General features: G+C 59.8%; 18 protein-coding genes and 1 pseudogene. 13 read left to right on the top strand and 6 right to left on the bottom strand.

Annotated elements, in window-relative coordinates; translation table 11 throughout:
• Positions 1-135: 135 nt before the first annotated feature.
• The 8 genes from ACW5W8_RS01830 to accA all read left to right on the top strand — a co-directional run bounded on the left by ACW5W8_RS01830 (position 136) and on the right by accA (position 9280).
• Positions 136-648 (top strand): OmpH/Skp family outer membrane protein, encoded by a 513-nt coding sequence (locus ACW5W8_RS01830; RefSeq protein WP_005338563.1) that lies wholly within the window; start codon positions 136-138, stop codon positions 646-648.
• Between the two features lie 3 nt (positions 649-651).
• Complete coding sequence (gene lpxD, locus ACW5W8_RS01825; protein WP_498626142.1) at positions 652-1671, top strand: UDP-3-O-(3-hydroxymyristoyl)glucosamine N-acyltransferase; 1020 nt, start codon at positions 652-654, stop codon at positions 1669-1671.
• Positions 1672-1695: 24 nt separating this feature from the next.
• Positions 1696-2157 carry a 3-hydroxyacyl-ACP dehydratase FabZ gene (gene fabZ / locus ACW5W8_RS01820; protein WP_005338559.1) on the top strand — a complete coding sequence of 154 codons (462 nt, stop codon included), beginning with the start codon at positions 1696-1698 and terminating at the stop codon, positions 2155-2157.
• A 5-nt stretch (positions 2158-2162) separates the two neighbouring features.
• On the top strand, positions 2163-2954 hold the full coding sequence (lpxA, locus tag ACW5W8_RS01815; protein ID WP_216949524.1) for an acyl-ACP--UDP-N-acetylglucosamine O-acyltransferase: 792 nt from the start codon (positions 2163-2165) through the stop codon (positions 2952-2954).
• Complete coding sequence (lpxB, locus tag ACW5W8_RS01810) at positions 2947-4086, top strand: lipid-A-disaccharide synthase (protein WP_193859536.1); 1140 nt, start codon at positions 2947-2949, stop codon at positions 4084-4086. Before lpxA ends, lpxB begins: the two co-directional genes overlap by 8 nt.
• A gap of 119 nt (positions 4087-4205) precedes the next feature.
• Positions 4206-4796, top strand: a complete 591-nt coding sequence (gene rnhB, locus ACW5W8_RS01805) for a ribonuclease HII (protein ID WP_498626141.1) — start codon at positions 4206-4208, stop codon at positions 4794-4796.
• Positions 4797-4834: 38 nt separating this feature from the next.
• The gene (gene dnaE, locus ACW5W8_RS01800; protein ID WP_498626140.1) at positions 4835-8314 is read left to right on the top strand and encodes a DNA polymerase III subunit alpha; all 3480 of its coding nucleotides are present in this window, start codon (positions 4835-4837) and stop codon (positions 8312-8314) included.
• A 15-nt stretch (positions 8315-8329) separates the two neighbouring features.
• A complete protein-coding gene (gene accA, locus ACW5W8_RS01795) occupies positions 8330-9280 on the top strand; it encodes an acetyl-CoA carboxylase carboxyl transferase subunit alpha (protein ID WP_005338549.1) in 951 nt (316 codons plus the stop codon).
• A gap of 314 nt (positions 9281-9594) precedes the next feature.
• Here accA and ACW5W8_RS01790 read toward each other — a convergent pair whose 3' ends face one another.
• Entirely contained in the window at positions 9595-9777 is a 183-nt protein-coding gene (locus tag ACW5W8_RS01790; protein WP_005338547.1) for a DUF3545 family protein, read from the bottom strand.
• Positions 9778-9936: 159 nt separating this feature from the next.
• Positions 9937-10887 (bottom strand): transaldolase, encoded by a 951-nt coding sequence (tal, locus tag ACW5W8_RS01785; protein WP_498626139.1) that lies wholly within the window; start codon positions 10885-10887, stop codon positions 9937-9939.
• A 701-nt stretch (positions 10888-11588) separates the two neighbouring features.
• Between tal and ACW5W8_RS01780 the strand changes: the two genes are divergently transcribed.
• Entirely contained in the window at positions 11589-13019 is a 1431-nt protein-coding gene (locus ACW5W8_RS01780; protein WP_498626138.1) for an alanine/glycine:cation symporter family protein, read from the top strand.
• A gap of 60 nt (positions 13020-13079) precedes the next feature.
• On the opposite strand, the gene ACW5W8_RS01775 is transcribed toward ACW5W8_RS01780, so the two are convergent.
• Entirely contained in the window at positions 13080-14462 is a 1383-nt protein-coding gene (locus tag ACW5W8_RS01775; protein WP_498626137.1) for an aminotransferase-like domain-containing protein, read from the bottom strand.
• A gap of 110 nt (positions 14463-14572) precedes the next feature.
• On the opposite strand from ACW5W8_RS01775, the gene ACW5W8_RS01770 reads away from it, so the two are divergent.
• Together ACW5W8_RS01770 and ACW5W8_RS01765 are read left to right on the top strand one after the other, a co-directional pair.
• Positions 14573-15337: a transporter substrate-binding domain-containing protein gene (locus ACW5W8_RS01770; RefSeq protein ID WP_498626136.1), complete on the top strand. Its 765-nt coding sequence runs from the start codon at positions 14573-14575 to the stop codon at positions 15335-15337.
• 8 nt (positions 15338-15345) lie between these two features.
• Positions 15346-16413, top strand: coding sequence for a hypothetical protein (locus ACW5W8_RS01765; RefSeq protein ID WP_498626135.1), 1068 nt, complete (start codon positions 15346-15348; stop codon positions 16411-16413).
• Here ACW5W8_RS01765 and ACW5W8_RS01760 read toward each other — a convergent pair.
• The 3 genes and pseudogenes from ACW5W8_RS01760 to ACW5W8_RS01750 all read right to left on the bottom strand — a co-directional run bounded on the left by ACW5W8_RS01760 (position 16364) and on the right by ACW5W8_RS01750 (position 19800).
• Positions 16364-18412, bottom strand: a complete 2049-nt coding sequence (locus tag ACW5W8_RS01760) for a transglutaminase TgpA family protein (RefSeq protein WP_498626134.1) — start codon at positions 18410-18412, stop codon at positions 16364-16366. The genes ACW5W8_RS01765 and ACW5W8_RS01760 overlap by 50 nt on opposite strands.
• A pseudogene (locus ACW5W8_RS01755) lies at positions 18399-18880 on the bottom strand (hypothetical protein). The gene ACW5W8_RS01760 and the pseudogene ACW5W8_RS01755 overlap by 14 nt, the downstream one beginning before the upstream one ends.
• Positions 18880-19800 (bottom strand): AAA family ATPase, encoded by a 921-nt coding sequence (locus ACW5W8_RS01750; protein ID WP_498626133.1) that lies wholly within the window; start codon positions 19798-19800, stop codon positions 18880-18882. Before ACW5W8_RS01750 ends, ACW5W8_RS01755 begins: the two are co-directional and overlap by 1 nt.
• A 212-nt stretch (positions 19801-20012) precedes the next feature.
• Here ACW5W8_RS01750 and ampC point away from each other — a divergent pair, with 212 nt between their 5' ends.
• Entirely contained in the window at positions 20013-21161 is a 1149-nt protein-coding gene (gene ampC / locus ACW5W8_RS01745; RefSeq protein WP_498626132.1) for an FOX/MOX family class C beta-lactamase, read from the top strand.
• 279 nt (positions 21162-21440) lie between these two features.
• Complete coding sequence (locus ACW5W8_RS01740; RefSeq protein ID WP_498626131.1) at positions 21441-22613, top strand: MFS transporter; 1173 nt, start codon at positions 21441-21443, stop codon at positions 22611-22613.
• Positions 22614-22630: the final 17 nt, after the last annotated feature.

Below are 22630 nucleotides of genomic sequence, written 5' to 3'. Positions count from 1 at the left end.
CCACCTATGCGGTGGGGGTCTTCAATGATGGGACGCGCGGTATGCGTGCCTCACCAGGTAACAAGACGGTCCTAACGCCGCTTGCATAATCGGGTAAATCAGGTAGCCCTCGCCATGAGGGAACAAGGAGTAAGTGTGAATAAAGCGTTGAAAGTAGCTGGTTTGAGCTTTGCACTGATGGCTGCCGGCATGGGTTCTGCCTTCGCTGAGACCAAGATCGCCGTGGTTGATATGGGCGAAGTCTTCCAAAAGCTGCCCCAGCGTGAAGCCGTTGCAGCCAAGCTGAAAGGCGAATTCGAGCCGCGCATGCGTGAGCTGCAGAAGCTGGAACAGGAAGGCCAGAAGCTGGTGGAGAAGTTCCGCAAGGATGAAGCCTTCATGAGCGCCGAACAGAAGAAGCAGAACCAGGAGAAGCTGGCCAAGCTGCAGATGGAGTTCAACCAGAAGCGTCAAGCCTTTGAGCAGGACAACGGCCGCCGTCAGTCCGAAGAGCGCAACAAGATCCTGACCAAGGTGCAGGCTGCCATCGATTCCATCGCCAAGAGCAATGGTTACGATCTGGTGCTGGAGCGCAATGCCGCCCCGTATGCCGCCAGCAAGCTGGACATCTCCGGCCAGGTTATTTCTCAGGTAAGCAAGAGCAACTAATTGATGGCATTCACTCTCGCACAGCTGGCCCAGCAACTGGGGGCCCAGGTCCATGGCGACGGAACCCTGGAAATCCGCAAGGTAGCGACACTGGAAAAGGCCGGGGAGGGTGAGATTACCTTCCTGTCCAACAAGAAGTACCGCTCTTATCTGGAGCAGAGCAAGGCGACTGCCGTGCTCATCACAGAGGCGGATCTCCCTTTCTGTCCCACCAATGCGCTGGTGCTCAAGGATCCCTACGTGGGTTTTGCCCGGGTAGCCCAACTGCTGGACACCACCCCGCAGCCGGCCATGGATATCCATCCGAGTGCCGTCATCGCGGCCGACGTCCAGCTGGGCGAGAGAGTGGCCATCGGTGCCAATGTAGTGATCGAATCCGGTGTGGTGCTGGGTGACGATGTCCGCATTGGCCCGGGTTGTTTTGTTGGCAAGAATACCCGGCTGGGAGCTCGCTCCCGGCTGTGGGCCAACGTTACCCTCTATCACAATGTGACCATGGGTACCGACTGTCTGGTTCAATCCGGTACAGTGATCGGCGCCGATGGTTTCGGTTATGCCAACGAGCGTGGTGAGTGGATCAAGATCCCCCAGCTCGGCGGTGTGACCATTGGCAACCGGGTCGAGATCGGTGCCTGTACCACCATTGACCGCGGTGCGCTGGAAGATACCCGCATCGCTGACAATGTCATCATCGACAACCAGTGCCAGATCGCCCACAACGTCGAGATCGGTTACGGCACCGCCGTGGCCGGCTCTACCGTGATGGCTGGTAGTCTCAAGGTCGGCAAATACTGTATCATTGGCGGCGCTTCCGTCTTTAACGGGCATATGGAGATCTGCGACCAGGCCACCGTTACCGGTATGGCCATGGTGATGCGACCCATTACCGAGCCCGGTGTCTACTCTTCCGGCATCCCTCTGCAAACCAATAAAGAGTGGCGCAAGACCGCCGCCCGGGTGATGCGTATCGAAGAGATGCACAAGCGGTTAAGCAAGCTTGAGAAGAAGCTGGATCAAGAATAATCACGATTGGTATAGGGTACTGTTTTGACTACTGAAAAGAAGAGCCTGGGTATCCAGGAAATCATGGATCTGCTGCCCCACCGTTATCCGTTTCTGATGGTGGATCGTGTAGACGACTACGAGATCAGCGATGAGCGCAAAACTCTGCGCGCCATCAAGAACGTCTCGTTCAACGAGCCGATCTTCCAGGGGCACTTCCCGGCCAAGCCGGTGTTCCCGGGCGTACTGATCCTGGAAGCGATGGCGCAGGCCACCGGTATCCTGGCCTTTACCATGGTGGGCAAGCCGTCCCCCAATGAACTCTATTACTTTGCCTCAATCGACAACGCTCGCTTCAAGCGTCCGGTCGGCCCCGGTGACCAGCTGGTGCTCGACGTGGAGTTCCTGAAAGAGCGTCGCGGTATTGCCAAGTTCACCGGTGTCGCTACCGTCGACGGTGAAGTGGTTTGTACCGCCGAGCTGATGTGCGCCAAACGCGAGGTTTAACACACGTGATCGACCAGACTGCCATCATTCACGATACTGCCATCGTCCATGAGTCTGCCGTGATCGGTAAAGGGGTTGAAATCGGCCCCTTTTCTGTCATCGGCGCCGAGGTGGAAATCGGTGACAACACCTGGGTAGGTTCCCATGTGGTGATCAAGGGCCCGACCAAGATTGGTTGCGGCAACAAGATCTTCCAGCACACCTCCATCGGTGAGGATTGCCAGGACAAGAAGTACGCCGGCGAGCGCACCTTCCTCGAGATTGGCGACAACAACGTCATTCGCGAGAACTGCACCTTCCACCGTGGCACCATTCAGGATCAGAGCCTGACCAAGGTGGGGAGCGGTAACCTCTTCATGGTCAACGTTCACGTTGCCCACGACTGCATCATTGGTGACAACTGCATCTTCGCCAACAACGCGACCCTGGCGGGCCACGTGGTGATCGGTGATTTCGTGATCTTTGGTGGTCTCTCCGCCATTCACCAGTTCGGCCGCGTCGGTTCCCACGCCTTCGTCGGTGGCTGCGCTGCCCTGAACAAGGATGTGCCGCCTTACGTGATGGCTGCCGGTAACTACGCCAAGCCATTCGGGGTCAATTCCGAAGGTCTGCGTCGCCGCGGTTATACGCCTGAGGCCATTTCTGCCGTCAAGCGTGCCTACAAAGAGATCTTCCGCTCCGGCAAGACCATTGAAGAGGTGCTGCCGGTGTTGATCGAGATGGCGCAAGCCGAGCCGGCCGTCCAGCTCTATGTGGACTTCCTCAAAGACAACGAGCGCGGGATCATCCGTGCCTGATCCGGTTCGTATCGGTATCGTCGCCGGAGAGGTCTCCGGCGACATTCTGGCTGCCGGTCTGGTGCGCGAGCTGCAAGTCCGCTATCCGGATGCGCAGTTCGAAGGGATCGCCGGGCCGCGCATGCAGGCCCTCGGCGTCAAGGCCCTGTTCGAGATGGAAGAGCTCTCCGTCATGGGGATCACCGAGGTGCTTGGCCGTCTGCCGCGCATCCTCAAGGTTCGTCGCGAACTGCTGCGCCACTTTATTGCCAATCCGCCCGATATCTTCATCGGCGTGGATGCACCGGATTTCAATATCGGAGTGGAGCTGAAACTGCGCCGCGCCGGTATCAAGACGGTTCACTATGTCAGCCCCTCGGTGTGGGCCTGGCGCCAGAACCGCATTCACAAGATCAAGGCCGCCACCGACATGGTGCTCGCCTTCCTGCCGTTCGAGAAAGCCTTCTACGACCGCTTCGATGCCCCTTGCCGTTTTGTCGGTCACACCATGGCGGATGACATTCCGCTGGTGCCGGATCAGGCCGCCGTGCGTCGCAATCTCGGTATCGATGCCAATCGCCGCTGGCTGGCGGTGCTGCCGGGCAGCCGCACCGCAGAGGTGGGCTTTATGTCCCCCCTGTTTCTCGAGGCGTGCAAACACCTCACGGTGCGCTATCCGGATCTCGGCTTTATCGTGCCTCTGGTCAACCAGAAAAGGCGCGAGCAGTTTATGGCCATCAAGGCCGAGGTTGCGCCGGGTCTCGACATGGTGCTGCTGGAAGGACAGGGCCGCGAGGCGATGATCGCCGCCGACGTGGTGATGCTGGCCTCCGGCACCGCGGCGCTCGAAGCCATGCTGGTGAAAAAGCCGATGGTGGTGGGCTACAAGCTCAAGCCCTTCAGCTACTGGCTGGCCCAGCGACTGGTGAAGACCGAATTTGTCTCTCTGCCCAACCTGCTCGCTGGTCGCATGCTGGTGCCGGAACTCATCCAGCACGAGTGCACCCCGGAGAATCTGGTGGAAGAGGTGAGCAAGTACTTCGAGCACGACAACAGTGCGCTGGTCAACACCTTCACCGAGCTGCACCAGCTGATCCGCTGCAATGCCGACTCGCAGGCCGCCGATGCGGTGGCGGATCTGCTCGGCAGATAACGCTATTTCGGACCGTCGATTGCGCCGCGCTACCCGTTCATCCGTTTTCCGAGCGGTGATGCCGCGCCAGTTGACCCCTGTCAGGCCCCACGGGGCCTGTTTTGATTCAAGGCTACAAGATGATGATCGATATTCCTGACGACAAGCTGGTTGCCGGAGTGGACGAAGTGGGCCGTGGTCCCCTGGTGGGTGACGTGGTCACCGCTGCGGTCATTCTCGATCCCGCCAATCCGATCGCGGGGCTCAACGACTCCAAGAAGCTCTCCGAGAAGAAGCGGCTGGCGCTGTTTGACGAGATCAAAGAGAAAGCGCTCGCCTGGGCCATCGGTCGTGCCACTCCGGAGGAGATCGACGAGCTCAACATCCTGCATGCCACCATGCTGGCGATGCAGCGAGCCGTGGCGGGACTGAAGGTCACCCCCGAACTGGTCTTTATCGATGGCAACCGCTGCCCGGCTCTGCCGATGGAGGCGCGCGCCGTGGTCAAGGGCGACAGCCTGGTGGCCGCCATCAGCGCCGCCTCGATCCTCGCCAAGGTGACCCGCGATGCGGAGATGACCGAGCTGGACAGCCGTCATCCCGAGTACGGTTTTGCCCGTCACAAGGGTTATCCTACGCCTGAGCACCTCGCCATTCTGGCCGAGCGTGGCCCGTTGCCCGAATATCGCAAGAGCTTCAAACCGGTGTGCCGCGCACTGGGGATCGAGTAGACCATGCCATTTAGTTTGAGCAGCGAGAGGAGATGACGATGGCTGACCCCCGTTTTATCCACCTGCGAGTCCACTCCGACTTCTCCATGGTCGATGGCCTGCAGAAGATCAACCCCATCGTCGGGGCGGCGGCGGCCAACAACATGCCGGCACTGGCGCTGACCGATCAGATGAACATGTGCGGTCTGGTGCGCTTCTATGGCGCCGCCCACGGCAAGGGGATCAAGCCCCTCGTCGGTGCCGACTTCTGGGTGCAGAGCGATGAGCTCGGCGACGAGCAGTTCCGTCTCACCCTGCTCGCCATGGATAACGACGGCTACCAGAACATCACCCTGCTTATTTCCCGCGGTTACCAGCGCGGTCACGTGCAGGGGCGGCCGGTCATCGACAAGAGCTGGCTCGCCGAGCATGCCAAGGGGGTGATCGTCCTCTCCGGTGGCCGCGAGGGGGATGTGGGCAAGTTCCTGCTCAAGGGCAACCGGCAGATGACCGAGCAGTGTGTCGCCTTCTATCAGATCCACTTCCCCGATGCCTACTACCTCGAACTGCTGCGTACCGGTCGACCCGACGAAGAGGTCTATCTGCACATGGCGGTGGCCATCGCCACCGAGTTCGAGCTGCCGGTGGTCGCCACCAACGAGGTGGTGTTCCTCTCTGCCGATGATTTCGACGCCCACGAGATCCGGGTTGCCATCCATGACGGCTATACCCTGATGGACAAGCGCCGCCCCCGTCGCTATAGCCCCCAGCAGTACCTGCGCAGTCAGGAGGAGATGGCGGAGCTGTTTGCCGACATTCCCGAGGCGCTGGAGAACACGGTGGAGATCGCCAAGCGCTGCAACGTGACGGTGCGTCTCGGCGAATACTTCCTGCCCAACTTCCCGACCGGCGACATGACTACCGAAGATTTTCTGGTGGCCAAGTCGAAAGAGGGTCTGGAGGAGCGTCTCGAGTTTCTGTTCCCGGATCCGGCGGTGCGGGCCGAGCGACGTCCCGAGTATGACGAGCGTCTCGACATCGAGCTGAAAGTGATCAACCAGATGGGCTTCCCGGGTTACTTCCTCATCGTGATGGAGTTTATCCAGTGGTCCAAGGACAACGGCATTCCCGTTGGCCCGGGCCGGGGCTCGGGTGCAGGCTCTCTGGTGGCCTACGCCCTCAAGATCACCGACCTGGATCCGCTGGAATTTGACCTGCTGTTCGAACGTTTCCTCAACCCCGAGCGGGTATCCATGCCCGACTTCGACGTCGACTTCTGTATGGATCGACGTGACGAGGTGATTGAGCACGTCTCCGAGATGTATGGCCGAGATGCGGTGTCCCAGATCATCACCTTCGGCAGCATGGCGGCCAAGGCGGTGGTGCGGGACGTGGGCCGGGTACTGGGCCACGCTTACGGTTTTGTGGATCGCATCTCCAAACTCATTCCGCCGGATCCGGGCATGACGCTGGCCAAGGCGTTCGAGGCCGAGCCCAAGCTGCCCGAGCTCTACGAGCAAGATGAGGAGGTCAAAGACCTCATCGATATGGCCCGCCGGCTCGAAGGGGTGGTGCGCAACGCCGGTAAACACGCCGGTGGCGTGGTGATCGCGCCCACCAAGATCACCGACTTTGCGCCGCTCTACTGCGATGATGAGGGCCATCACCCGGTCACCCAGTTCGACAAGAACGACGTGGAATACGCCGGTCTGGTGAAGTTCGACTTCCTGGGTCTGCGCACGCTCACCATCATCGACTGGGCGCTCGGCATGATAAACCCGCGTCTTGCCAAAGAGGGCAAGCCGCCGGTCGATATCGCCGCCATCCCTATCGATGACAAGAAGTCGTTCGACCTGCTGCAGCGCTACGAGACCACAGCGGTATTCCAGCTGGAATCCCGTGGCATGAAGGATCTCATCAAGCGGCTGCGCCCCGACTGCTTCGAAGACATGATCGCACTGGTGGCCCTGTTCCGACCGGGCCCGCTCCAGTCAGGCATGGTGGATAACTTCATCGACCGCAAACACGGTAATGAAGCGATCTCCTATCCGGACGAGAAGTGGCAGCACGAGAGCCTGAAACCGATTCTGGAACCGACCTACGGCATCATCCTCTATCAGGAGCAGGTGATGCAGATCGCCCAGACCCTGGCGGGCTACACGCTCGGTGGCGCGGACATGTTGCGTCGTGCCATGGGTAAGAAAAAGCCCGAGGAGATGGCCAAGCAGCGGGCCGGTTTCGAAGAGGGCGCCGTCAAGAATGGCGTCGACGGCGAACTGGCGATGAAGATCTTCGATCTGGTGGAGAAATTTGCGGGCTACGGCTTCAACAAATCCCACTCCGCCGCCTATGCGCTGGTCTCCTACCAGACCCTCTGGCTCAAGACCCACTTCCCGGCCGAGTTCATGGCGGCGGTGATGACCGCCGATATGGACAATACCGACAAGATCGTGACCCTGGTAGACGAGTGCCAGCGGATGGGGCTGACCGTGATCCCGCCGGATGTGAACACCGGTCGCTATCGCTTCTCGGTCAACGAAGATGGCCATATCGTCTACGGCATCGGGGCGGTGAAAGGGGTGGGTGAAGGCCCCATCGACGCTATCCTCAGCGCCCGGGATCAGGACGGCCCGTTCCGCGATCTGTTCGACTTCTGTAACCGGGTCGACATCAAGAAGCTCAACAAGCGGGTGATGGAGAAGCTGATCCTCTCTGGCGCCATGGATCGGCTCGGCCCCCACCGCGCCGCCCTGATGGCGACGCTGGAGGAGGCGATGCGGGCCGCCGAGCAGCACGCCAAGGCGCAGGCGGTGGGGCAGGTCGACATGTTCGGCGTGCTCACCGAAGAGATTGACGACGTCAAGAAGGCGTTTGCCAACGTACCACTCTGGCCTGACAAGGTGTGGCTGGAAGGGGAGCGCGAGACGCTCGGGCTCTATCTCACCGGCCACCCCATCAACCAGTACAGCAGCGAATTGCGTCGTTATACCTCGGGTCGCTTGTGCGATCTGCACCCCACCTCCCGCGATACGGTCACGACCGCGGCCGGGTTGGTGATCGCCGCCCGCAGCATGGTGACCAAGCGCGGCAACAAGATGGGGATCTTCACCCTGGATGACCGCTCCGGTCGTCTCGATGTGACACTTTTCAGCGAAGCGCTGGAAAAGTACGAAGAGTTGATGCAAAAAGACCGTATTTTGGTGGTTTCTGGACAGGTCAGCTTTGATGACTTCTCCGGTGGCCTTAAAATGTCGGCTCGAGAATTACTGGATATCAACGATGCGAGGGAGCGTTTTGCCAGAGCAATCCGCATCTCCCTCGATGAACAGCGGATTGATGATCGCTTTTTCCCGCGTTTGTGCGAGATTTTGGAGCCCGCCCGTGCCGGAGTCTGTCCGGTTCAGGTAAACTATCGTCGCCCCGGCTCCCGGGTGCGATTGACGCTCGGTACCGAGTGGCGGGTGACGCCCACCGATCAACTGATAGATGACTTGCGAGTCCTGCTTGGACGAGAGCGGGTTGAATTGGTTTTTGATTAGAGGTTCTAAGGCCCTATGAGTCTTTTTCTGGATTTTGAACAGCCGATTGCCGAGTTGCAGGCGCAGATTGATGAACTCAAACATGTGAGTGAAGGCAATCACGCCGTGGATCTGAAAGACGAGATCCGCCGGCTGGAGAAGAAAAACGAAGAGCTGACCAAGAAGATCTTCGGTGATCTGGGTGCCTGGCAGGTATCCCAGATGGCGCGTCATCCCCAGCGCCCCTACACCTTTGACTATATCGAGCATATCTTCACCGATTTCGACGAGTTGGCTGGCGATCGCGCCTATGCCGATGACAAGGCTATCGTCGGCGGCATCGCCCGTCTCGACGGTGAGCCGGTGATGGTGATTGGTCACCAGAAGGGTCGCGAGACCAAAGAGAAGATCAAGCGCAACTTCGGCATGCCGCGTCCGGAAGGATACCGCAAGGCCCTGCGTCTGATGGAGATGGCCGAGCGTTTCAAGATGCCGATCATCACCTTTATCGACACTCCGGGCGCCTACCCCGGCGTCGGTGCCGAAGAGCGTGGCCAGTCTGAAGCGATTGCCCGCAACCTGAAAGTGATGGCCGGTCTGACCGTGCCGGTGGTCTGCACCGTGATCGGTGAGGGCGGTTCAGGTGGTGCACTGGCAATCGGCGTGGGCGACCGCGTCAACATGCTGCAGTACTCCACCTACTCCGTCATCTCGCCGGAAGGGTGTGCCTCCATCCTGTGGAAGAGCGCTGACAAGGCCTCCGTAGCTGCCGAAGCGATGGGGATCACTGCCCAGCGTCTGAAAGAGCTCAAGTTGATAGACCACGTGATCGACGAGCCCCTCGGCGGTGCCCACCGCGATGTGGAGAAGATGGCCAAAAACCTCAAGGCCCGCATCAAGCAGGATCTTGACGCCCTGCGTCCGCTCGATACCGAGCAACTGCTGGAGCAGCGCTACCAGCGTCTGCTGGGCTACGGCTACTGCTAAGCGCAGCCGTCACTCCCGAGTATTCAGGCCCCCGTCATCGACGGGGGCTTTTTATTGCGGTTGATCTGCCATTCAGATGAGTGTCCCAATGCGTCCTGAAACAGCGCAGGTCTGCATTCGCGGGTGAGGAACAGGGTTGGTATGCCATGCCGTTGGTGAGGGCTGTCAGGGACTGTGGCAACGCGTTGTCTGTCGCCTGCCCGCTGCATCCTGTGGCATTGCTAGCGGTGGCATGACAAGCCGCTTGATCATCCGATAGCGGCATAAAAAAGCGCCCCGGCTGTGCGGGGCGCTTTTACAGGTGTCTGGTGGTATTACAGTTCAATCTCGTCTGTAAGACCTTCATAGGCGATATCGATGGATTGCAGCTCCTTCTGCAGGCGGTGCTTGTCTTTCAACGCCTCGATTTCACGCCATTTACGTTTTTTTCCCGTTGTCCCGCGGCTACGCGAACCGAGTTCAACCACCTCGTCATAATCGAAGTTGAACATTTCCATGGCTCCCTCCTTGGTTTTTATCGTTTTCACCACCCGTATAACATAACGAATCTGAAATTAAAACGTTTTCGTGACGACTCTATGACAGCGCTAAAAAAGCCCATGAAAAAAACCGGGCCCCTTGGTAGGGGCCCGGTTTTTATCAGAAAAAAGAACTGATTACAGACGGCTTGCCAGCATGGTTTCCAGCTTGCCCTGGTCGATGGCAAACATGCGGATGCCTTCGCCCAGCTTCTCGTGAGCCATGGCGTCCTGGTTCAGTTCCCAGCGGAATTCGGCTTCGGTCAGCGGAGTCGGTTTGGCCTTGCGCTCACCGGTGTAGTCCAGTTTGCGAACCACGGCGCCTTCAGTCTTACTCAGCTCTTCCAGCAGGGCCGGGCCAATGGTCAGGCGGTCGCAACCGGCCAGTTCCAGGATCTCGCCGGTGTTGCGGAAGCTGGCGCCCATCACCACGGTCGGGTAGTCGTGCTGCTTGTAGTAGTCATAGATGGCGGTGACGGACACTACGCCCGGATCTTCGCTGGCGGTGTAGTCACGGTTGTGCTTGGCCTTGTACCAGTCGAGGATGCGACCCACGAACGGGGAGATCAGGAAGGCGCCGGCTTCGGCACAGGCACGGGCCTGGGCGAAGGAGAACAGCAGGGTCAGGTTGCACTGGATACCCTCTTTCTCCAGTACCTCGGCGGCACGGATCCCTTCCCAGGTGGAGGCCAGCTTGATCAGAATGCGGTCGTTGCTGATACCCGCTTCGTTGTAGAGACGGATCAGCTTGCGTGCTTTGGCGATGCTGGCAGCGGTATCGAAGGAGAGACGGGCATCCACTTCGGTGGAGATACGGCCCGGAACGATCTTCAGCACTTCCAGACCGATGTTGACGGCCAGCTTGTCGCCCGCGTCGATGATTTGCTGTGCCTTGTCCTGGCTCTGGGCTTTGGCCCAGTTAATTGCGTCTTCGATCAGCGGAGCGTACTCGGGGATCTCGGAGGCCTTCAGAACCAGAGAGGGGTTGGTGGTGGCATCGATGGGCTGATAGCGTTTGATGGCTTCGATATCACCGGTGTCGGCAACAACAGTGGTCAGGGCTTTCAGCTGGGTTAATTTATCGGCCATAGCGAATATCATCTCTTAATGAGGGAGTAATCCCTGGGTTGTGGGCTTGAGACGGTGGTTCTGAAATAAAATTACAGGATCTTGGTGCCTCAGGCTCAGAAAAGCGCGATGGGGGCGGCCCATCGTCATTGCCTGCCTAATTAATACTGATGTGCTGCATCCTGCAATAGGGGCGCTTGGTTGTTAAACATTCAGGCTGTTGAGTTATCCCGTTTTATGGCTTGAAACTATATGATTAGTAAGGTTTTTTACATTTCATTCCGACCTCGCTCCGATTTGCTTTCAACTGAACTTTTTTAGCCAATATCCATATTTGTGTTGTCGATCACACAAATTGTCCTGTTACGTACTTGAAATTTAATTACAGAGAAAACGTTTGGCGAAATATCCCCGTTTGAAAGCCATTTCATGCAAGCGTTTGCGTTTTCGGATAACTCATCAGGGATATATCAAAGTGGTTCTCTTATGGGGCTTAATGGTGACCTGTCTGATTAAATTATTGAGTTTGTTGAAAGTTTGCGATTTAAATGGAGCTTTATGGGCTTTTACCGTTCGTTTTTTGTGTCCCGAGTGATCGGGATCACTATTCCGGCCTCTCCCGCTGTGCTAGATTCCGCCCCTTTAGCGAAACGCTAATTAAACGACAGACAGAAAACGGTCAGCGCAGACTGACCATGGATGTGAATAACAACGAGAGAATTATGGACACCTTGATTGCGATGCTAAACGACCTGATGTGGGGAGCCGTGCTCATCTACCTGCTCATCGGGGTCGGTATCTTTTTCACCTTCAGACTGGGTTTTATCCAGATCCGCCACTTCGGCCACATGTTTTCCGTGCTGAAGAACAGCCGCAAATCGGACAACGCCGGCATCTCCTCCTTTCAGGCACTCTGCACCAGCCTCGCCGCCCGTGTCGGTACCGGCAATCTGGCCGGTGTGGCCGTTGCCATCTATCTGGGTGGCCCCGGCGCCATCTTCTGGATGTGGCTGATTGCCTTTATCGGCATGGCGACCGCCTTCGTCGAAAGCACCCTGGCCCAGCTCTACAAGGTCAAGGATGAGGATGGCAACTACCGTGGTGGCCCGGCCTACTATATGGAGAAAGGCCTCGGTATGCGCTGGATGGGAGTGGTCTTCTCGCTCTGCCTGATCCTGGCATTTGGTCTGGTGTTCAACGCGGTGCAGGCCAACTCCATCAGTCTGGCGATGAAGGTGGCGTTTGGCATTCCTGACTGGGTCAGCGGTCTGGCGCTGGTGGCGCTCTCGGGCCTGATTATCTTCGGCGGCATTCGTGGTATCGCCCGTTTTGCCGAGCTGGTGGTGCCCTTCATGGCACTGGCTTATATCTTGCTGGCGCTGGTGATCGTGGCGATGAACATCACCGAGTTGCCCCATGTATTCATGCTGATCATCAAGTCCGCCTTCGGGATTGAGCAGGCAGGTTCAGGTGCAATGGGTTATGCCATCTCCCAGGCGATGATCAACGGCATCAAGCGCGGTCTCTTCTCCAACGAAGCAGGTATGGGCTCTGCCCCCAACGCTGCGGCCACTGCCACTCCCTATCCGCCGCACCCGGCCTCACAGGGCTATGTGCAGATGCTGGGGGTCTTTATGGACACCATCATCATCTGCAGCTGTACCGCCGCCATCATCCTGATGTCCGGTCAGTTTGAGCCGGGCTCCGGCGTGACCGGTGTCGAGCTGACCCAGCGGGCGCTCTCCTCCCAGATTGGCAGCGGTGGCAACATCTTTATCGCGGCGGCCATCTTCTTCTTCGCCTTCACCTCTATCGTGGCGAACTACTCCTATGCCGAGACTAATCTGGTGTTCCTCGAGCACAACCACAAGGGCGGCCTGATGCTGTTCCGGGTGTTCGTACTGGGGATGGTGATGTTCGGTGCCGTGGGTGAGTTGCCGATTGTGTGGGCCATGGCGGATGTCTCCATGGGGTTGATGGCCATCGTCAACCTGGTGGCGATCCTGCTGCTCTCCAGCGTTGCCATCAAGCTGGCCAAGGATTACAACGACCAGCTCCGGCTGGGCAAGGTGCCCACCTTCGATGCCAACAAATACCCCGAGATCCGCTCCCAGCTGGAAGAGGGGATCTGGGACAATCCGACCAAAAAATAACAAGCGGTGAGTTAGACCTCTTGATTAAAACCTGAAGGGGGAGCCGGTGGCTCCCTCTTTTTATTGGTCGGCCCAGCGCTGCAAAAAATCGAGCAGGCTTGGCGGTGAGTAGGCCAGGTTGCAGCGCAGCCAAGGCGTGTCTGGTTGCCCCTGCCTAAATTGACTGCCGGGGGCGAGTAAAAAACCGGCCGCCAGGGCATCCTCAGCGCACTTGGCCGCGTCCTGATGGTCTGCGGGCAGGCGTACCCAGGAGAATAATCCCCCCGCTGGCGGGCAAAAATGTTGCCAACCGATCCGTGCCAGTCCCCGCTCCCAGCGTTCAGAGGCCGCCCGCAGGCGGTCACGCAGTCGTACCAGTTCCCGCTCTCGCTCCGGCTCCCCCAGCATCCGCAGCACCAGCCGTTCGGCCAGACCACAGGAAGAGATGGCGTGAATCGCTTTCAGACGCATGAGGCGATCGACCCGCTCCGGCGAGCCGAGCAGGTAACCGACCCGCAGGCCAGGGGCCAGAGTCTTGGCAAAGCTGCCGATGTAGATAACCCGTTCCAGACCAGCCAGTGCCGCAAGGGTGGGGCCAGGCTCGCGCACTAGCGGGGCGCTGACGTCATCTTCCACAATCAGGCAGTCGTGGACCTCGGCCAGTTGTAGCACCCGAAAGGCGGTGGAGGCCGAGTAGCTAGCACCGGTTGGGTTATGTAGCCTAGGATTGGTGAAGAAGAGGCGTGGGCTGTGCGCGTTGAGCAGCGTGGCGAGTTGCTGGCAGTCTGGTCCTTGCGGTGTCCATGGCACACCCACCACGCGCATGCCGCTCTGCTCGAGCAGGGCAATCAGGTTGCAATAACCGGGGTCATCTACCAGCACAGTCTCTCCTGGCCTCAGCTCGCTTTGGACCACCAACGAGAGTGCCTGACTTGCTCCCTGGGTCAATAACACCCCATCGGGAGTGACATGAGAGCCCAGCCCCTCATGTTGTGACCAGATGCGTTGGCGCAGGGGCTGCCAGCCCGCGCTCTCTTCATAATGACCACCACAGTCGAGATCCCGTGCCTGTTGCCGCAGCGCCTTTTGCAGTAATCCATTAGGGTACCAATCTGGGGGCAGCCAGCCAGCACCCGGCTGAATAAGCTCGGGGGCTGGTGTGATGCGGTGATCCGTCAGCCAGCCGGGGCCAGGGGTGGGCCGTGGTAGAAACGGGGTGGACGGCTCCTCTCGCGCTACGTAATAGCCATCGCCGGGACGCGCCAGCAGATGGCCGCTGTGGGCAAGGCGGCTGTAGGCATCAGCCACGGTAAAGGTGCTGATCCCGAGTTGGCTGGCGAGTTGGCGTACCGAAGGGAGTCGGCTGGCCGGGTGCAGCCGGTATTCGCGGATCCCCTGCTCGATGGCGAACATCAATTGCCGCACCAAAGTGCCATGGCGGGGGTCCAGAGTGAATAGGGGCATCTGTATTGAACCTCGAGCCTGTACAGTGTGATGAAGTGTTAATGAATTGTATATGTTGAGCGGCGCAAGGATACAATAGCCTGAAGGTCCCAAGGATGAGGAGATTAACCATGAAGATTGCCAAATTGTTGTTGGGCTCCCTGCTGTTGACCGGTTCGTTGCAGGCGGCGGAACCCGTAATCCGGATTGCCACTGATGGTACCTTTCCCCCTTACAGCACGGTCCAGCCAGATGGTACTCTGGCCGGTTTCGATGTAGATATAGCCAACGCACTCTGTAGCGAGATGAAGGCGCAGTGCACGATCGTTCAATATGACTTCGATGGCATGATCCCGGCCCTCAAGGCACGCAAGTTCGATGCGATTGTCGCCTCCATGGCTATCACCGAGGAACGCAAGAAGGCCGTGGCTTTCAGTGACAAGTATGAGGGGGGCTACTCCCGTTTCATCGGAGTCAAGGGGACAACGCTGAGCGGCGACCCCGAATCCATGAAGGGGCAGAAAATTGGCGTCCAGATGGGGTCGATTCAGGAAAACTATGCTCGTGACATCTATGGCAAGGCGGGGGCTACCGTGACGACCTATGGCTCGCCGGAGCTGGCCTGGCTTGATCTGCAGGCGGGACGACTCAATGCCATCGTGGTCGAGATAGGGGTCGGGATGGAGCTCAAGAAGCGCGAGGGGTCTGCCGGTTTTGACTTCTTCGGGCCGAGCATGGATGACCCCAACTACTTCGGGGTGGGCTCGGGTATCGCGGTGCGCCATCAGGATAAGGTTCTGCTTGCCCGTATCAATGCTGCCCTCAAGAACATCCTGGCCAACGGTACCTACAAGCAGATTAACGACAAATATTTCGATTACGACCAATACGAATAAGGTTTTCAATGAAGCTGATAAAGATGGAATTACCTGCCCCCGTCGGGAGTGGTCGCTATGAACTTCAGGCTTGGGAGTTTGGTGACAAGGGCCCTTTGGCTTATCTGCAAGCAGGGCTTCATGCTGACGAATTGCCAGGTGTGCTGGTGTTGCACCGGTTGCGGGAGGCGCTGGTCCGTCTGGAACAGGAAGGGGCACTGCGGGGGCGCATCCGGCTGTTGCCTTTGGCCAACCCCATCGGCATCAACCAGCGTTTTCTTGGGCGTCATGAAGGGCGTTTCGAGCTGGGTAGCGGGCGCAACTTCAATCGTAGCTATCCCAGATTGGCCCGTGCCGGTGAGCAGTGTGGCAGCCTAGATGAGGCTCGCGCGCTGTTGCTGGCGCGACTTGGCGAGCAGCAGCCTCATGGCGAGTTGGAACGGTTGCAACAGACCCTGTTTGGCTGGGGGCTGGAGGCCGATCTGGTGCTGGACCTGCACTGTGACAGCGAAGCAGTGGTGCATTTTTATGGCAACACACGCCAGCAGAGCGCGCTGGAAACCATAGGGCGCCGGTTGGGTGCCAAGGCGATCCTGGTCGCCGAAGAGGCGGGAGGCATGTCCTTTGACGATGCCCTGCTCCAGAACTGGTATGCCCTGCGGGGAGAGGCCGACTGGCCAGTGCCCCTGGCGGTAACGGTGGAGCTGCGCGGTCAGCGGGATCTGGCTCCCGATCTGATGGCGCAAGATTGCGAGCGACTGCTCGAGCTGCTGACCGAACGAGGATGGCTGGTGCGCCCGCTCTCCACCGAGTTGTCTCCTCTTGTCAATGCCACGCCGCTGGCCGGTGTTGAAGGTGTGCAGACCCCTATGGGCGGCATCGTTCACTATCTGGTCTCCCCTGGGCAATCGGTGGTGGTCGGTCAACCCTTGGCCGAACTGCTGGACCCGGCCAGTGGCGAACGTTGCCAGCTCAACGCCGGGGTTGCAGGTGTCTGTTATGCCCGTCTGCTGTCACCCTTGGTGGTTGCCGGGGAGGAGGTGCTTTTTATTGCCGGTACGACTCCCCTGCGTGAGGGTGAGCTGCTGGGTCTCTAGTCGCCGCGGACCAATTGCGGATCACTTGGCGCAGTCTGCGGTTCAGGGCTTGGAAGATGCGGCGGCGCTGGCTCTTCGTCAGGGGGGCATAACGCCAGCGGCGGTAGAGCCAGGCCGCCTGTAACAAGGGGTGGGCAAGGTCGGGACGCAGCCGTGCCAGCCGCTCGCACCATGCCCCCATGCTCTGGGCGGGCTGGGGTGGGTAGCCGCTGCGTTTGCCCCGTTTGAGCAGGGGCTGCCAGATGCGCCGCTCTGGCGGCAGGCGGGCGGGCAACAGCAGGGGCAGGCTTACCAGCAGGGCGACCAGCATCAGGCTGGCGAGGATCAACCAGGGGGTGTGCCCTGCCAGGGTTGGCCAGCGCAGGCCAATTTGTTGCCAGAGCTGGCCCGCATCGTAACCAATCACCCAGCGACTCCACTGGTAGTCGATATTGTTGCCCCACCAGCGCAGTTGATTGAGCAGGGCCCAGTTGCGATAACGCTGCAAAGCGAGGGGGTCGGCGGCGGTAAACTCGTCGCTCAGCGCTTCCCTCACGCCGCCTTCAATACGCTCTGGGGCCACTGCCGCCGTGGGGTCGATTCGCCGCCATGTTCCTCCTTCATCGAGATACTCAACCCAGGCGTGAGCATCGAACTGGTGTACCGCCAGATAGTTGCCCCTTGGATTCCACTCACCGCCGAGATAACCGGTGACCAGCCGTGCCGGAATACCGGCAGCGCGCAGCACGAAAGCGGTCGCCATGGCGTAGTGGCCGCAAAAGCCGCGTCGGGTATCGAACAGGAACTCATCCACCCCGTCACTGCCAAGTCGTGGTGGTGTCAGGGTGTAGTAATAGGATTGGCTGCGAAACTGCGCGAGCAGGGCGGCGACCAGCTCTGCGCGATCCAGATGGCGTGCGGCCAGCCCTTGGCCATGGGCGCGCGCTCTCGGATTGCCTCCGGCTGGCAGTTGCAGGTTGCGCTGGGCGGCTTGGTAGTCGTCCTCTGGCTGCGCTTCGCCGCGGCCAATGCGATAGCGGATCGCCACCTCGCCGCTCCCCTGCCGATAGAGGGTGTCGAGAGGGGTAAGCAGCACCGGGCCCACCAGCAGACGCGGTTCACTCAGGGCAAAGGCCCAGCGGTGGCGCTGGGGCTCGGCGATCACCTCGTAGCTCCCGGCTGGCAACGGGTTATCTGCCAGTTGAGTACTGGCTTGTGAAGAGGATGCCAGAAGGGGGAGCCCGGTTTGCACCGGCACTGTCTGTTGCCACGCCCTGATCTCGGGGCTCAGCAACCAGCGCTGGCCATCGAAAACTTCTTGGCGCATCACCGGAAAGTAACGTTCGCGGACAGGGGGCGGGCCATCGGCAAAGGTGACCCGAAACGCCAGTTCGGAGGAGTTGACCAGTTCGCTGATATCGCCGGGGGCAACCTCTTCCGCCAGCCCAGACAGGGCGCGGCTAGTGGTGGGCATCTGCCAGAGGGGAGGGAACCTTGGCAGCAGTAGAAACAGGGTGATAAGCAGGGGAAGCGCCAGCAGCAGGGCGCCGCCCGCGCTGCGCCAAGGCCGTTTTTGCTCGGGCGCTATAGCGGCCACCAGCGCGGTCACTGCCAGCCAGAGCGCTACTGTCATTCCGGCCGTCCAGCCGATGCTCTGTCGCTGTACCAGCGCCAGCGCGATCAGAAAGAAGGCGAGCAGCAGCACCAGCTCGATATCCTGCTCGCGCCGAACCTCGATCATCTTGAGGCTATAGCCGAGCCAGAGCAGATTGATCAGGGCGGGCAGGGTGCCCAGACCACGCCACTGCAACCCCAGCAACAGCACAGTGGTGATGGCCAGCAGCGCCAACCCGCGGGCAGGCAGGGGCGGCCAGCCGCGCCACAGCATCATGGTCCGGACGCCGAGGGTGATGGCGCCCACTGCCACTACCCAGAGTTTCAACTGGGGCCAGAGCGCCGCGACCAGCAGCAGCTGTTGCAGGGCGATGAGTGGCAACAGGCGGCGGTTATCGAGCAGCATCGGGCGTGCTCTTCGGTGGTGTGGCATCGAACTGGGCCAGTGCCAGCAGGCAGCGCTGCACAAAGGCGGCACCGCTATCAGGCCCCAGCGTCTGGTTTGCCAGTGTCAGGGTAAAGGGGATGCCCCGCTTGCCGTAATCGACGCACCACCAGGCCAGCACCGCCAGCCGCAGCTCCAGATCCCCAGCAGCTCCAACCCCAGCAGATTGCGGTGGGTCAGCCACATGGCGGCCATAAACAGGCTGCCGAGGCAGTAGGCCACCAGCAGTACCAGATTGTTCTGGTAGTTGGTGCCGAGCAGATAGATGGCGAGCAGCACCAGCAGATAGAGCAGCCCCATGCGGGTGGGGAGGATAAAGAGGCTGCGGGTACCCAGCGTGATCTGGCGGGCCGGGGGAATGCGGCGGTCGAGCCAGCGTCGCTGCCAGCGGGCTCGCCACTGCTGCCAACGGCTAAGCAATTTGCTCATCAGGGATGGTCCGGATCGACCTTGGCCAGCAATCGCTGGCTCAGGGGACAGGCTTCGCCGTGCTGCACGCCAAAGCTGCCCCGCAGTCGATGCTCGGCCACATAGGGGAAGACTGCCTGCACATCCTCCACCGTGACAAAGCGTCGCCCAGCCACCAGCGCCCAGGCCCGGCTCACCATCAGCAGGGTCTGGGCCGCCCGGGGGGAGAGGGGCTGTGGCAGATCCCCATCAAAGCGGCTCTGGTGCACCAGCGCCAGCAGGTAGTCGAGGGTGGCATCGGAAACATGGATGGCATCCCCTGCGCTTTGCAAGGCGGCGAGTCCGGCGGCATTCAGCATGGCGGGCAACGGGTCAGTCGGCTGGTTGCCCCGCAGTAGCTGACGCTCCGCCTCTCGTGGCGGAAAACCCAGCGAGAGTCGCACGGCGAAGCGGTCGAGCTGGGATTCCGGCAGCGGATAGGTGCCCGCCTGATCCGCCGGGTTCTGGGTGGCGATGACGAAAAACGGATCGGGGAGGGGATGCGTATTCCCCTCAATGCTCACCTTGCCCTCTGCCATCGCCTCCAGCAGGGCGCTCTGCACCTTGGGGCTGGCGCGGTTGATCTCGTCCGCAAGTAACACTTGGGTGAAGATGGGGCCGGGGTGAAAGCGAAATGTTTGCTGTTGGGGGTCGAAGATCTGGAGCCCCAGCAGGTCGGCGGGGAGCAGATCGGCGGTGAACTGCATCCGCCGGCATGCCAGCCCCAGCACCTGCGCCAGCGCGTGGGCCAGGGTGGTCTTGCCCATACCGGGCAGATCCTCGATCAGCAGATGACCGCGCGCCATCAGCGTCACCAGCGCGATTTTCAGCTGTAGTGGCTTGCCCAGAATGACTTGCTCCAGTGCCGCCAGCACCGCCGTGATCTGTTCTTGTGATTTCACTATTCCTCCCGCTTTCGGCTTGTCCGTATCTTGCTTCTCTCTTTTGGCACCTACAGCTTATACGCCAGTCGCTCAGGGCGGGCTCAGTAGGCCGTAAAACCATTGAAATCACCCGTTTTTTCAATGACTTCACACCGGCTTCACAGTTGTTCACGCTCAGCTCACCAAGCGTCCTTATGATGCACTTCTCAACTCACCACAAGACAGATGTCATGAAACAACCAACAACTCTCTCGCTGCTGACACTGGGTTCCCTGCTGATCTCTTCATTCGCTTCTGCTGCACAGGATGCTCCTCTCACCGCCATCGTGGACGACGCCATTCAACCCGTGCTCAAGGAGTACCGGATCCCGGGAATGGCGGTTGCCGTGCTGAAAGATGGCAAGGCCCACTATTTCAACTATGGCGTTGCCAACCGGGAGAGCGGTCAGCGCGTCAACGAGCAGACCCTGTTTGAAATCGGCTCAGTCAGCAAGACCCTGACCGCGACCCTCGGTGCCTACGCCGTGGTCAAGGGGGGCTTTCAGTTGGATGACAAGGTGAGCCAGCACGCCCCCTGGCTGAAAGGGTCCGCTTTAGACGGCGTGACCATGGCCGATCTTGCCACCTACAGCGCTGGCGGTTTGCCACTGCAGTTCCCTGATGCGGTCGACTCTGTGGACAAGATGCGGGCCTATTACCGCCAATGGACGCCGCTCTTTGCCGCCGGTACCCAACGGGAGTACTCCAACCCCAGCATAGGTCTGTTCGGCTATCTGGCTGCGAGCTCTCTGGGCCAACCCTTCGAGCAACTGATGAGCCAGACTCTGTTGCCGGGGCTCGGCCTTTCCCACACCTACCTCAAGGTGCCTGCGGCAGCCATGGGCGATTACGCCTACGGCTATGCCAAAGAGGAGAAACCGATCCGGGTCAATCCGGGAGTGCTGGCGGACGAGGCCTATGGCATCAAGACCAGCTCGGCGGATTTCATCAAGTTTGTCGAGGCCAATATGACCAAACGCGGTGACGCAACCATGCAGCAGGCCATTGCCATGACTCATACCGGTTTCTTCTCGGTAGGAGGGATGACTCAGGGGCTGGGCTGGGAGAGTTATGCCTATCCGGTGACCGAGCAGGCGCTGCTGGCAGGCAACTCGCCGGCGGTAAGCTACAAGGCCAATCCGGTGGAACGCTTTGCCGCGCCCAAAGATATGGGGGAGCCGCGGCTCTTCAACAAGACGGGATCGACCAACGGCTTTGGTGCCTATGTCGCCTTTGTCCCGGCCAAGGGGATTGGCATCGTCATGCTGGCCAACCGCAACTATCCCAATGATGCCCGGGTCAAGGCGGCCTACGCCATCCTGAGTCAGTTGGCCGAGTGATCGGCTGAGTTCAAGGCGTCCAAAATTGATAGTTACGCCGGGGCAACCCCGGCGTAACTGTAGGTATGCCCATTTCCGGCAATCGTGCTGTGGTGGGTTTTGCTGCCTAAATGGCTCGATGGTAGAGACAAAATTTCCTGATTGGAATGTACCGTTCGCCATCTCTTCACTAGGTGTGGTGGTTGCCCCCCCCTATAGTGCTCCGCATAGTCACTTGCTTGCCTGCTGTTTGCCGTGCTTTTGGCAGAACAGGGGCCAGATTTCTGTTACGGAGCCTCCATGAGAACTTTTCTACTGTGCGCCTTTTTGATGATCATCCTCTATCCGGTCGGGATCGATCTCTATCTGGTCGCCGTGCCCCGGATTGCCGATACCCTGCAGGCGAGCGAGGCGCAGATCCACACCGCCTTCTCCATCTATCTGTTTGGCATGGCGGCCACCGTGCTGCTGGGGGGAATGATTGCCGATCGCTACGGGCGGCGCTGGGTGGTGCTGGGGGGGGCGCTGATTTTTGTCATCGCCTCGCTGGTGGCGGGTCATGCCGAGGGGATCAACCAGTTCTACCTCGGCCGTTTCTGGCAGGGAGTCGGGGCCGGTGCGCTCTATATCATGACCTTTACCGTGCTGCGGGATGTGCTGAGTCAGGAGCGGCTGGCGATGGCGCTCTCGATGATCAACGGGGTGATCTGCGTGATCCCGGTGCTGGCGCCGGTGCTCGGTTATCTCATCCTGTCCCATTTTGACTGGCGCGCGATCTTCGTGGCGATGGCGCTGGTGGCTGCCGTCAGCGGTCTGGTGAACTTGCTGCTGCTCAAGGAGACCCGCCCAGCCCGGCAACCTGGCAGCGGCACGGCGCTGCCCTTTGCCCTGCTGCGCTCGCCGCGCTTTATGTTGCTCTCCCTGCTGACCAGTGCCAGCGTGACCGCCATTCTGGTCTATGTCAGCGTCTCGCCGCTGATCCTGATGAAGGAGTTTGGTTTTACCACCGAGCAGTACTCCATCGTGATGATGGTGATGGCCGGGGTGAGCATGTCCACCTCTTTCCTGACACCGCTGCTGCTGCGCTGGCTGGGCAAGCATAAGGTGCTGGCGGTGTCTCATCTCTCCTATCTGCTGGCGGCGTGCTCACTGATCGGCGGCTGGCAGACGGGGGGCGATATCCATCTGCTGCTGCCGGGGTTTGCGCTGGTCTGTGTTGGCTTCTCCTGTGGCTTCGGGGTGGCGATGGGGGAGGCGCTCGATGGTTGCCAGCACAATGTGGCGTTCGCTAGCGCGGTGCTCTGCATCATGCAGATCAGCCTCTCCGGCCTCTATATCTGGCTGCTGGGCCAACTTGGCTTTGCCCCGACCGAGATGCTGATCTGCGCTCTGCTGCTGGCACTGCTCAGTTACCTGGCTGTCAAAGGGCTGTTACCATGGCTCGCGCTTCGTGAAGTGCGGTCGCAGGGCTGATGGAAGATGAGAGGGGA

Source organism: Aeromonas aquatilis, from assembly GCF_054052405.1.
This window is presented reverse-complemented; position numbering and strand designations above follow the sequence as displayed.